This window comes from Ruegeria sp. CJ3, from assembly GCF_056536725.1.
In genome coordinates this window covers 127,805-140,275 of record NZ_JBQFQE010000004.1, presented here as the reverse complement: position 1 = coordinate 140,275, position 12,471 = coordinate 127,805, and the positions used below count along the sequence as shown (strand labels likewise).

12 protein-coding genes are annotated in these 12,471 nt (G+C 57.3%); all 12 read right to left on the bottom strand.

Annotation, left to right across the window (positions count from 1 at the left end):
- Window positions 1-31 precede the first annotated feature (31 nt).
- On the bottom strand, window positions 32-1,339 hold the full coding sequence (locus ACR0J1_RS09015) for an ATPase (RefSeq protein WP_480732578.1): 1,308 nt from the start codon (window positions 1,337-1,339) through the stop codon (window positions 32-34).
- Window positions 1,340-1,455: 116 nt separating this feature from the next.
- Window positions 1,456-2,001, bottom strand: a complete 546-nt coding sequence (locus tag ACR0J1_RS09010; RefSeq protein ID WP_480732580.1) for a prepilin peptidase — start codon at window positions 1,999-2,001, stop codon at window positions 1,456-1,458.
- A 3-nt stretch (window positions 2,002-2,004) separates the two neighbouring features.
- A complete protein-coding gene (locus tag ACR0J1_RS09005; protein WP_480732582.1) occupies window positions 2,005-2,856 on the bottom strand; it encodes a tetratricopeptide repeat protein in 852 nt (283 codons plus the stop codon).
- A 27-nt stretch (window positions 2,857-2,883) separates the two neighbouring features.
- Window positions 2,884-3,399 carry a tetratricopeptide repeat protein gene (locus tag ACR0J1_RS09000; RefSeq protein WP_480732584.1) on the bottom strand — a complete coding sequence of 172 codons (516 nt, stop codon included), beginning with the start codon at window positions 3,397-3,399 and terminating at the stop codon, window positions 2,884-2,886.
- 76 nt (window positions 3,400-3,475) lie between these two features.
- Entirely contained in the window at window positions 3,476-4,471 is a 996-nt protein-coding gene (locus tag ACR0J1_RS08995) for a type II secretion system F family protein (RefSeq protein ID WP_480732586.1), read from the bottom strand.
- A gap of 9 nt (window positions 4,472-4,480) precedes the next feature.
- Window positions 4,481-5,449, bottom strand: coding sequence for a type II secretion system F family protein (locus ACR0J1_RS08990; RefSeq protein ID WP_480732588.1), 969 nt, complete (start codon window positions 5,447-5,449; stop codon window positions 4,481-4,483).
- A gap of 12 nt (window positions 5,450-5,461) precedes the next feature.
- Window positions 5,462-6,892, bottom strand: coding sequence for a TadA family conjugal transfer-associated ATPase (locus ACR0J1_RS08985; RefSeq protein WP_480732590.1), 1,431 nt, complete (start codon window positions 6,890-6,892; stop codon window positions 5,462-5,464).
- Window positions 6,893-6,909: 17 nt separating this feature from the next.
- Window positions 6,910-8,145: a CpaE/TadZ family protein gene (locus ACR0J1_RS08980; RefSeq protein ID WP_480732592.1), complete on the bottom strand. Its 1,236-nt coding sequence runs from the start codon at window positions 8,143-8,145 to the stop codon at window positions 6,910-6,912.
- Between the two features lie 201 nt (window positions 8,146-8,346).
- The gene (locus tag ACR0J1_RS08975) at window positions 8,347-8,973 is read right to left on the bottom strand and encodes an OmpA family protein (RefSeq protein ID WP_480732593.1); all 627 of its coding nucleotides are present in this window, start codon (window positions 8,971-8,973) and stop codon (window positions 8,347-8,349) included.
- 17 nt (window positions 8,974-8,990) lie between these two features.
- On the bottom strand, window positions 8,991-10,397 hold the full coding sequence (locus tag ACR0J1_RS08970; protein WP_480732594.1) for a type II and III secretion system protein family protein: 1,407 nt from the start codon (window positions 10,395-10,397) through the stop codon (window positions 8,991-8,993).
- A gap of 194 nt (window positions 10,398-10,591) precedes the next feature.
- Complete coding sequence (gene cpaB / locus ACR0J1_RS08965) at window positions 10,592-11,473, bottom strand: Flp pilus assembly protein CpaB (RefSeq protein ID WP_480732596.1); 882 nt, start codon at window positions 11,471-11,473, stop codon at window positions 10,592-10,594.
- 469 nt (window positions 11,474-11,942) lie between these two features.
- Window positions 11,943-12,206 carry a hypothetical protein gene (locus ACR0J1_RS08960; protein ID WP_480732599.1) on the bottom strand — a complete coding sequence of 88 codons (264 nt, stop codon included), beginning with the start codon at window positions 12,204-12,206 and terminating at the stop codon, window positions 11,943-11,945.
- Window positions 12,207-12,471: the final 265 nt, after the last annotated feature.

Below are 12,471 nucleotides of genomic sequence, written 5' to 3'. Positions count from 1 at the left end.
ATTACCCGCCGGGGATCAGAAGGGTAGGGGGTCAGTGGATGATCTTTTCTTCCTTGACGAACATATTCGCCCAGGCACGATCAATCAGGTCGGGGCTCATCTGATAGGGAATGCCTTCGAACTCGCAGATCGAGATCATCTGGTCGATCAGGAAGATCGGCTGATAATTCGCGTAGATATTGTTGATGGTCGGATATTTGACCTTCAGCAGATGGACCAAAGCGGACTCGTCCAGCGGGATACCGCGCTTGCGGGCCACCATGGCGAAGATCTTCAGGAAGTTTTCCTGGTTCGGGCCGTCGATCTTGATCTTGAAGAAGATCCGGCGCAGGGCCGCTTGGTCGAAGATTTCGTTTGGATGGAAGTTGGTCGAGAAGATGACCAGCGTGTCGAAGGGAACCTCGAACTTCTCGCCCGATTGGAGGCCGAGGATGTCCTTGCTTTCCTCCAGCGGAACAATCCAGCGGTTGATCAGCGCCTGAGGAGGCTCGGCCTGACGCCCAAGGTCGTCCACGATGAAGATGCCGCCGGTGGATTTCAGCTGCAGCGGGGCCTGATAGGTCCGCGCGGTGGGGTTGTAGACCAGATCCAGCATACTCAGCGATAGTTCACCACCCGTCACAACGGTCGGGCGTTCGCATTGAACGTAGCGCGTGTCGAACCGTTTGCGGCGACGCAGGCTGTTGGGGTCGTCTTCTTCCTGTTCGATCGCGGTATGCACGATCGGGTCGTAAACCGTGATCACCTGACCGGAATATTCAACGGCGCGCGGAACATAGACACTGTCGCCCAACGCATCCCGGATGCCGTTCGAGATCGAGGATTTACCGTTGCCCGGAGGGCCATACATCAGGATCGAACGGCCTGCGCTGACCGCCGGGCCCAGATGGTCCAGCAGGCTGTCGGGCAGAACCAGATGGCCCATGGCCCCGGTCAACTGATCGCGCGTGACCTGAATGTTGCGGATCGACTGGCGCTTGACCTGTTCGCGATAGACATCCAGCGGAACCGGCATCGCGCCGAAATATTCCGACTGGCTGAGCGCATCCAAAGCGCGCGCCTTGCCCGCATCGGTCAGCTGATAGCCCATTTCGTTGCCCGAGTTGGCATTCAGGGTACCCGTCGCCTCAAGCAGTTTCTGTTCGCGCGCGATGTCGATCAGTTCCTGCGTGACCGAGCCGGGCAGACAGACTGCGGCGGCCACCTCGGTCACCGTGTCGACGTTTTTGCGAAAGATCGTTTTCAGCAGGATGTCCCGCATCATCACCAGCGGAAGCTGCATTTCGGCCAACCCTTTGGGGGCAGGGGGGGCCATAACCGAGGTCGTCTGCATGTTCATGAGCGGGACTCGTCTGTCAATTACCACGTCAAAGGCCCCGCAAAGGGCCGTTTGGGAAAAATTTGACGCGGCTTTGTGGCAGTACCAAGGCGCGGGCAAGGCGCGCTGATGATTGTTTACGATCCGTGAATTGTGCCCAGGATCAGATAGATGGCAAGGCTGCCGGCAAGCGTCAGCCCCATCGGAAACTGCTTGCCTCGGTCCCAGCTTTCCCAATGTGGCGCGATCTGGCGCAAAGGGGTGTGCTTGGCCAGCCGATGCGCAGCGACCGCCCCCAAGGTTGTTGCGGTCAGGATCACCATGACCAGCCCCAGATCGCCCACCCAGACAAAGGCGGCGGCGGCGGCGCAAAACTTGGCGTCCCCGGCTCCCATCACGCCAGCCGCGTTCAGCAGAATACCGATCAGCAGAACCACAACGATGTGAAGCAGTTGCCAGACATAAACGGGCAGAGAAAGTGCCAGAGGGCCGACAGACCCGTCGACCCAGTCACCGGACCAGGGCGGCAAGACAAAAAAACCGACCACGGCAAACACCACCGCCAGCGCCACAACCGCATGGTTCTTGATCAGCATTTCACGCATATCGGTGAAGGCGACATAGAAACACAGCGGCAGCACAAAGGGTAAAAACCATGCTGCTGCCACCGCGGGAATGGCCATGGATCAGGCTTCCTCGAGCGCGCGGAGCGAGCGGACCGCCTCGTCAAAATGCTGCGGATGGGTCGCGATCGCCTCGCGGTAGAGGTTCTTGGCCAGGGTGACATCGCCTTGTTTGACGGCGGAAATGGCCATTGTATTCAACAGCGTGGCACGTTCGATCTGGGTCATGGGCACAACCGGCAGGGCGTAGTTGCCTTGTGCGCTGCGGGCCAAAACCAGGTTGTTCTTGGCGGTGAACAGCGAGTTGTCCTGACGGATGGCTTCGGTGAACAGCCGTTCGGCCTCGGCATAGTCTCCGCGTGTCAGTTTGGAGTAGCCCCAGTTGTTCATCACACCCGCCGGGCGCGTGGTCAGGCCAACGGCGGTTTCATAGAAATGGTCGGAGCGCTTCCAGTCCTTCCGGGAATCGGCGACCACCGCCTCCAGCCGATAGCGTTTGAATGTTTCATAGGTGGGTGGGATCTTGTCCAGCGTCGCCCTCGCGCCATCCCAGTTACCGCTGCGCACCTGAGCGTCGGCATATTCCACCCGGTCGGCGTTGTTTGCACCCTTCATGCCCAGAACCCGTTTCCACGCGGCGGCGGCTTCGGTGCTGCGCTTGGCGCGGGTCAGGGTAATGGCCAATCCGCGCTGCAGGTCGATCCGGTCGGGATTCTTGGCGGCAGCGCCGCGGAAATAGGTGACGGCCTCGTTCGGGTCGGCCGCGTTCAGCATCACGTCGTTCAGGTTGGTCTCGTCAATGACGTTGACTTCCTGAAAGGTGCGCTCGACCTTTTCCTCTTCGGTCTCTTTTGCGCAAGCGGTCAAAACCAGCCCGCACACAAGCATCGTCGGAATCAAGACGGATTGGCGCATTTTTGCGTCCTTTTACTGCTCTTGCCTCTACTGCCGGGTTTTGCGCAGAACAAATTGTCCGTTACCGCGCTGTTCCAGCTCAAATTCTTGTTCTTGTGGGGTATTATTAACAGGATTTTCCATTTTTGCGAGTGCTAACCGCAGATTGTCGCGGATTGCGTCACTTTCGCCATTGTCCAACGCATAGGCCTTGCGAAACACCTGAGAGGCCTCAGCATATTCGCCGGTCTCAATCAGGAAGACGCCCAGATTGTTCCATGCAACCGGCCAGTCGGGATCATCCTCAACGGCGCGGCGCAACAAAGGTTCGGCCTGCCCGATCCGGCGCAGCCCCAGATTGGCGGTGCCCAGCGATGTCAGGACCTCGGGCGTCATGCCCTGCTGCAGGGCGGCGCGGGTAAACGAATCCATCGCCAGTTCATATTCGCCCGCCGCCATGAGACGATTGCCAACCGCAATCTCGTCCACGGTCGGGCCCTTGGGGTCGACGCCGGGGGCAAAGGGATCATCCCCGGGGGCAGTTTCGGTGCACGAAGCCACCATGGCGAGAACCATGGTGGCTTGAAGGACAACTCGGATGTGTCTCAACGTCAAATAAACGGACGCTATCATCTGGACATTAGCCTCCGGTGCTTACTCCCTGACTTCCAAACTCCATAATACCCTTTGCCGACGGCCCAACAAGAATGATCAGCAGGGGGGGAACGGTCAGCATCATCGTCGCGAGCGTCATTTTTGTTGGCAGTTTGTTTGCGGCTTCTTCAGCGCGCATCACGCGTTTGTCCCGCATTTCATCCGCATAGACCCGCAGGGCCTCGGCGATTGAGGTGCCGAAGGTGGCGGACTGGATCATCACAGTCACAAAGGCGCTGATGTCCTGCACGCCGCAGCGTGTTGCAAAATCCCTCAGAACAGTGTCTTTGTCCTTGCCGGCCTTCATCTCATAGGCGACGATTTCGAACTCAAGTGCGATATCGGGATAGGACGCTTTCATTTCGTTGGCGACGCGCACGATGGCCTGATCCATGGATTGCCCCGCTTCCACACAGACAAGCATCAGGTCGAGCGTGTCGGGAAAGCCGCTGGTGATCGCCTCTTGCCGTTCAGCAACGCGTCGGGTGATCCAGTATTTTGGTATGAAATAGCCAATCAGGCCAGGCAACAGCACCCGGATCAGGAGTTGCGTTGAGTCGAATTCTTCATCCCCTGCAAACACAGTGACCAACAGGATGCCGATTATGATACCAACGATACCCAGCGCGAATTGTGCAAAATTGTAGAACCGCACCGCGTCTTTAGACTGGTAACCCGCCTGTCGCAGTTTGAGTTGGACCGCAGAATACTCTTCCTCGTTTTTGGGCTCGAGGAAGTTGGCGAACTTCTCCAACTGCTCGTTGCGCCCTGTGTTCCGAAGGCGTTCCTTTTTGTCGGATTTGGCTCTTCTAGGGGCTGAGTTCGATCTCTGCAGTTTTTTGAGCGGATCCTCAGGTTGGTTCAGGATCAGGGGGATGGTGACCAGAATCATGAACAACCCCAAGACTCCGACCACGATCAAAGGGCCGAACTCACCCAATTGCTGCGTAAGGAGGTCGTTGATGTTTGCAAGGAATTCCATGGTCGCCTCTCAAACTTTGATGTTTGTCAGAATACGCATGACGATCAGGTTGAGCGTCAGCATGATCCCAACAAAGAAACAGGCCGGAATGAAAAAAGGATGATCAAGAACCGAGTCGTAGTAGTTTGGATCTTTGACCAGAATAAAGACCAGACAGGCCAGCGGAAATCCGGACAGGAACTTGCCCGACCATTGTGCCTCGGCTGTGATGGCTTTGACCCTGCGGAACAAGCGAAAGCGTGCGCGGATAACTTTAGCCAAGCCGGCAAGGATTTCTGCGAGGTTACCGCCAGACTGCTGCTGGATCGAAACAGCCACGGCCAGAAAGCGCAGATCCTGCATATCGAGACGCGCGGCCATATCCTTCAGCGCTTCTCCGATGTCGCGCCCATAGGCAGCTTCGTCCGAGATTATGCCGAACTCGGTCGCCAGCGGATCCTCAACTTCTTTTGCCACGATCTGGACCGACGACACGAAAGGGTTGCCCACCCGAAGCGAACGAACCATCAGCTCTACCGCATCCGGCAACTGCTCTTCGATTAGGCCCATTCGTTTCTTGGCCTTGTGGTTGACCCAAGCGTAGACCGCGCCCACGCCGATCACGATCGAAATCCCGATCCTCAACGTGAGTTCCGTGCCAGTACCGACGCTCAGCCCCATGAATGCGAGGCCCGAAAGCAACACCATGATCATGATCAGTTGTCTCGGTGAAAAGGCAATCGCCGCCTTCTGCGCCTTGTCGGCCAGCAGAGAGTAGAGCGGAATGCTCTGGGTTTTCATGTGCTGCTGCATTTCCTTGCGCAGCTGTTCCAGAACCTGCTCGCGTCCGACGCCCTTGTCGATCATGTCCAGGCGGCGATTGACGCGGCTGTTCAGGCTGATCGACTTGCCGAAGGCAACCAGATAAATCCCTTCGACCAGGGCGACGACCCCAACGAAGATGGCGATGTAAATAAGCGCCTCAACAGGCAGTTGCATATCCCCGGTCTCCTACATCGTGGTCGGGTCATAGATCGAAGCGGGCAGGTCAAAGCCCCACAGGCGGAAGCGCTCGGAGTAGTGACTGCGCACGCCGGTGGCGGTGAAATGACCGATGATCTTGTTGTCGGGCGTCAGGCCAACGCGTTGGAAACGAAAGATTTCCTGCATCGAAATCACGTCGCCCTCCATCCCGGTAATCTCGGTGATCGAGGTCATCCGGCGCGAGCCGTCCTGCAAGCGGCTGGCCTGCACGATCAGGTTTACCGCTGATGCGATCTGGCTGCGGACCGCCTTGATTGGCATCTCGATCCCGGCCATCGCAATCATGTTCTCGAGACGCGAGATACCATCCCGAGCCGAGTTGGCGTGGATCGTGGTCATCGAGCCGTCATGGCCGGTGTTCATGGCTTGCAGCATGTCGATTACCTCGGCGCCACGCGTCTCGCCCACGATGATGCGGTCGGGGCGCATACGCAGGGCGTTTTTAAGGCAGTCGCGCGGGCTGACCTCGCCTTTGCCTTCGACGTTGGGCGGGCGACTTTCCATCCGGCCCACATGGGTCTGCTGCAGTTGAAGTTCCGCCGTATCCTCGATGGTCAGGATGCGTTCGGCATCGTCGATAAAGCTGGATAGGGCGTTCAGCGTGGTCGTCTTACCCGAACCTGTACCGCCCGAGACGATGATGTTCAGACGGGTCGAGACTGCGGCTTGCAGATAGGCGGCCATTTCTTCGGTGAACGCACCGAAATTGACCAGATCGTCGATACCCAGCTTGTCTTTCTTAAATTTACGAATGGAAACCAGCGATCCATCCACCGCAATCGGCGGTACCATGGCATTGAAACGCGAACCATCGGCCAGACGGGCGTCAACATAAGGGTTGGATTCATCAACGCGACGGCCCACGGCGGACACGATCTTGTCGATGATCCGCATCAGGTGCTTTTCGTCCTTGAACGTGATGTCGCTGAGTTCCAGCTTACCCGCGCGTTCCACAAAGATCTGCTGCGGGCCGTTCACCAGAATATCGTTGACCGAATCGTCCTGCAGCAGCGTCTCAAGCGGGCCGAGGCCGGTGACCTCGTCATAAAGCTCTTTGTTCAGCTGGGTGCGGTCTTCGCGGTTCAGCACGATGTTGCGCGCTTCCAGAACTTCGCTGGCGATTGCGCTGATCTCGGTCCGCAGCTCGGCCTCAGCCGCGTTTTCAAGGGCGGCGAGGTTCAGGTTTTCCAGTAGTTCGCGGTGCAGTTCCAGCTTGATCTCGCCCAGACGCTCTTTGCGCTTGCGCTCTTTGTCGTTGCCAACAACCTCGGCAGCTTTTTTCTGTACCGGCTTGCGGGCCACCGCCGTTGCGGTGGGCGCGGCGGCAGCAGGGGCTGCGGCGGGCGCCTTGGTCTCGACCGGCTGTGCCGAGGGCTGTTTCTTGTATCTTGAAAACACGGTGGTTCCCCCTCGGGTTATGCGGCTTCGGCGTCGCTGCTGCCCAGACTATGAAGGGACTGGGCCAGCTTGGCGATTTCGCGGCGCAACGGATTCTTGGCCGCAGAACTGGCCAGTGGCAGCCCGTGGTCACCGCTTTGCATGACCGGCTTGCCGCCATCCGGCAACAGCAGGTCGATTGAAATGCCCAGGCTCTCGCCCATGCGCTTGACCCGGCTCTTGCCATTGAGATCGGTGAACTTCGGCGCCCGGTTCATCGCGAAACGCAGCTTGTTGAACGGCAATTCCTCGGCCTGCAGGGCCCGTTTCAGCCGCAGCGCGTTCTGGGCCGAGCGCATGTCCAGCTCGATCAGCGCAAAATAGACATGCGCCGCCTGCAGAACCGTCTCGGACCACTGTACCAGCGTCTTGGGCATGTCGACGACGACATAGTCGAAATGGCTGCGCGCGGTGTCGATTACGCGCTGGATGTCCTCAGGTGTGATGATGTCCAGCGGCACCATATCCGACGGCGCCGTCAGCACCTGCAGCTTGTCCTCGAAGGTTTGCAACGCCTGACCGAAAGAGTCTTCGTCCATGGAGTCAGTGTCCGAGAGCATCTCGAATACCGATTCGTGGCGAGGGAGGTCTAGATAGGTCGATACCGTGCCGTATTGCAGGTCCAGGTCGATTAGACACACTTTGGGTGCCTCTTTTGCCGACACGGTGGCAAGTTCCCACGCCAGGTTGACGGCCATCGTGGTCGATCCGACGCCGCCCGCAAGACCCTGAACCACAAACAGCGCGCCTTCTTTCGACGCGCCGTTGGACAGCGGCACCGCTGCAGCCTGAGGTGCGGCAACGGGGTCGGGCCGGTTCATCCGCTCGATGGCTTCCTGCAACTCGTTTTCCGGCAACGGGTAGGGGACGAATTCATCGGCCCCCTTGCGTAGCAACTGATGCAGCGCGGCGGGCGTGACATCTTCGGCGATCAGAACAACTTTGATGCCCTTTTCCTTGGCTTGGGTGATGATTTCACCCATCAGCGTCAGGTTGTCTTCGTCATCACCATCCAGAGCGAGCGCCACGAACTGCAGCGATTCGGCTTCGGGCTGGCTGAAGAATGCCAGGGCCTCGGCAAAACCAAGATCGCCCCAACGCTCACCCAGCGCGGCCTCCATGTCCTCGATCAGCAGGTCGAAATTCTGTACATCCCGGCTGATGGTGCAGGCCAGAATGGCGGAGTTTTCATCATGCGGCGTCGCGCTCGTCATTAACACAATCCTCGTCGAGAGGGCTGAGCAAACCGTTTGAACGCGTGAAAAGTCAGTTCTGGTTTGCTGTCGCCCGTTGCGGTCAACTTTGGCCGCAGGTCACCCAATTGTTCACAACGTCGCTTGGAAGTAGGGCAAGAATTGGGCGCAAAAGAACCAATTGTGGGGAATTGGGCGACAATGCCGCCCAATTCGGTTGTATTATTCCGAAGTGCTGCCGAGATCTGTCTCCGCGGACAGGCCGCTTCCCGGTGTCGCGCTGGAAAGATACTGGCGATAGACGACTCGGGCGTATTTACCGTCCAGGATATTCGGATGGCGATCAACAAAACCCGAAACCTCGGTGACCGTACGCCGGTTGCGCCGATCGCGATCCGTGGTCGCAACCAGCGGTCTGGACTTGCCGAAAGACACGACCGCCTCAAGCCGGGAACGTGAAATACCCTGTTGTGTCAAGAAGGCCACCGCAGCGTTCGCTCGACGCAAGCCCAAGCTCTTGTTGTAAGACTCAGAGCCCACGGCGTCCGTATGTCCATACACCCTAAAGCGGGCTTCCGGGAACTGCTTTATCCACGTGGCCTGCTGCAGCAGGATACGCTGCGCAGAAGCATCGAGTTGAGCACTATCGAACGCAAAGTTTATCTGTGTGGGAACTTCGGCTGCAAAGCGCTGCGCAAGAATCTGACCGTAAGTCAGTTGGCCATTCATAACCTGCGCGTTGTTCAGAGTTGCGTTGCCGAAAGTCCCTTGATCAACTTCATAGCCTGCTTCTCTGGTGCACGCTGCGACAGCAACCGACAGACCCAGTGTAATGATCCACTTATGCATTGGTTCTATCCTCCCAATCAATCCAGGACATAGCCGTAGGAGTTGCCGAAGTCCTGCTTGGCGACTTCCGAGGCTGCGCCATTACCCGCCCGCTCGGTTCTCGATATCCGACCGTTCACGAACAAGTCGAACTCGCTGGGGGGCTTCACACGATCAGTTGGCAGCGCCAGCGCTTCGCCACGGGTCGGCGAAACCAGATGCGCCGTGATGATGATGACCAACTCGCTTTGTTCCCGCTGGTATTCTGCGCTGCGGAACAAGGCACCGAGAACCGGCACGTCGCCAAGCCACGGTATTTGGCTGCTTAGGTCATTGAAGTCATCCTGAATCAGGCCCGCGATCGCAAAGCTCTCTCCATCACGCAGTTCCACGGTTGTGCTGGTCTGCCTCGTGATAAAACTCGGTACATTATCGCCGTTAATCGTGAAATCAGAGCTGGTATCAATGCTGGAGACCGAAGTTGCCATCTCAAGATTGATTAGATCTCCGTCCACAACGCGGGGGATGAAGTCAATTTCAACACCGAATGCCCGGTATTCGATGGCAACGACGCCATCATCTGCAGGCACCGGAATGGGAACTTCGCCACCGGCAAGAAACGTTGCTTCCTGACCGGAAAGAGCTGACAGGTTCGGTTCTGCCAGACTACGCGCCAACCCCTTTGTTTCCAAGGCTTCCAGCAGCAGCCGAACCTGTGTCGAGCCTGCACCGAAGCCGAACAGGATTGCGCCTGTGTTGGATTGTGCGAAGGGAATGTTGTTGCCCAAAGCGTTGTTGAGTGCACCTTGGGTATTCAGACCATTGATACCGCCGGTCACGTCAGAGCCGCCGAAGCCCAGCGAGGCCGACAAGCTTTTGGCCACGGAGCGGTTCATTTCGGCAAAGCGCACTTTCAGCATGACCTGTTGCACGCCGCCCACATTCATCAGGTTTGAAACCCGCTCGGGCGCATACCGTTCGGCCAGTTCAAGGGCACGGGCAAGGCGCGCACCGCTTGATACGGTGCCCGACAAGACGATACCGTCATTCGCCGTACGAACCTCAATCTGCTCGTTCGGCAGAATTTGACGCAACCGCTCTTTGAACTCGGTGACATCGGGCGCGACGCGGACGCGGACGTTGGCAATCAGGTTGCCTGCGCCATCGAACAGCGTCATGGTCGTCATCCCCGGCTCTCGACCGAGAACATAGATTGTCCGGTCCGACAGCGTCGAGATGTCCGCAATGCCGGCATTGGCAATGCTGATGTCGGCGAAAGGTTGTTCGCTTTCGACAACAATGGCGCGGTTAACAGGGACATCCAGCGATTCCGCTGTACCCTTCTTCACCACGCGAAGATTTTCAGCCCAGGCGGCGTCGCCGACCGGGCCCACTACAAGCGCCAACCCCAGCAGGGTTGCGCTGATCCAGGAACGTATTGTCATGTGACCTGCCTCTCCGATCACCACTCGATTTTATGGGTCTTATGCCCTCTATCGGGAAACCCTGCGCGAAATCGGGATTTATTGCAATAATCAATGGTTTCTGGAATTTTCTTTATGTGGACAATGCGCAACATCGCAACGAAAATGGCCGCGCAGGGGGCGCGGCCATCAGCATGTAACAGACTGAATTGACGTCAGTTTGTGCAGGGGATGGGGGTGTCCACGATTTTTCCACCCCGGCGCGTCCGGATCGTGCAAACCTTCTTTTTAGCTTTTCGAGGCGCGGGCGCTGCTTCCTTGATTCCCAACAGCTTGCGCTGGTCAACTTCAATTGCACTGGCAACCGTTTCATCCTGAACGCCGACCAGGGCAAGGGAAAGGCGTCCGGTGTTCTGCGCCTGTGCCAGAGCAGCAATTTGCTCGGGCGTCGCCGAGACGGTCACCGTTCGGGCAATTGTTGTTCCCGTGACATCCGACCCAGCGATCTGGTCCACTGCGATCAATTTGATCCGTGTCTGAATAAGGCGGGTGATTTCACCGCTTGCTCCTTCGACCGCGCCTCTCAGTGATCCGGTCCAGTAGACATCAACGTTGTCGCCCGGACGCAGGAAACCCGACACGCCTGTTGCGACGTCAACACTGATCGCAAATGCGCGCATCCCTTTTTCCAAGCGCGATGTCAGGCCTGCCTTTTCGCCAGGTTTGGTTACCTTAATCCCCATGATGGCTTCGTCTTTTTCCATCGCACGCAGGACAAAGCGGTCGCCGTTTGCATTTTCGGGGAACAAAACGGCCATTTCCTTGAAGCTGCCTTCGGGTACTGCGGTCTCGGGCCATTCGACAATGCGAACATCATCCTGCTTAAGGCGCTGCCCATATTTGAGCGAGCGATTTGACACCAGAACACCAACCGTGGGAATCACTTCAACCTTCGCCTTTGCCAGTGCTTCGGCCCGCAATTTCCGTTCAAGCGCCAATTCAGCCTGATTTTGCGATATGTAGTCCCGTGCCAGATAGACTGCGCCGCCCGCAAGGGCGATCCCGACGATCAGAACAAGTCCAAAAACTGCACGCATCCGTGTCACCTTATTCTTCGTGTTACGTTTGTTCGGTTATCGTAGATATACGAGTCCCATTGTCCCTCGGGTACAGGCCAATTGTGTCGAAAAGGGGGACAATTCGCATAAATATTCGGGTTGTGCGCGATTTGGTTTTTTTTTGCCCAGAGCACTATTGCTGCTTGACGACTATTCAGTCGAAAGACAGGTCGTCGATTTCTATGCCCGCGAGCGCCTGACCCGATTCCGAGTCGACGTGCTGTAAGGGGCCAAGGAAATTAACATATACAATCGTACCCAGGGCCACGACGGCGGCGGTCAAGACGACCCAATCAACCGTGATGGCACCATCTTCGCGCTCTCCAAATCTTACCAATTGGCTCAGCATGAATACACCAGTTTGCGAGTGAAAAAATAAGGGTCATGCCTTTCGAAAAGACATGACCCCCACAATCGATTTTATGTCGACTTGTCAGGCGAGGCTTTCTTAGCCCTGACCGCCGTCGCCACCGTCGCCACCGTCGCCGCCGTCGCCGCCGTCGCCGCCGTCACCGCCGTCACCGAAGTTCGGCGTGTTGATGGTTACATCGCTCAGCGCGTCCTCAACATTGCCCGCCAGATCGTCGGCACCGTTGCGAACTTGGTTATATGCAACTGCGGCCAGCGCAACAACGGCTGCGGTCAGAACGACCCAGTCTACGGTGACGGCACCGTCTTCGGTCTTGCGGAAGTTCTTGAAGAACTTGATCATGTTACGTCCCTCCTAAAGGATCAAAAGTAATCTAAACCTCGGCGTCTTTCAGAGCTTTCTCTCTCAGTCCGCTCCCGATCGTCTCGGTATGGATATATGTTTGCCCCTTGTGCGTGGCAGGAATTGGGCCAAACCCAAAATTTTTCACTCAAAGCTTAATTTTTTGGTTATAAATTCCGCAACACGCTGAAAACATTAGTTAAAAATTCAATCTTTTTTCCCGACCCAGGCCGCGAGCGATGCAAAATAGCGGCAAATGAGGCGA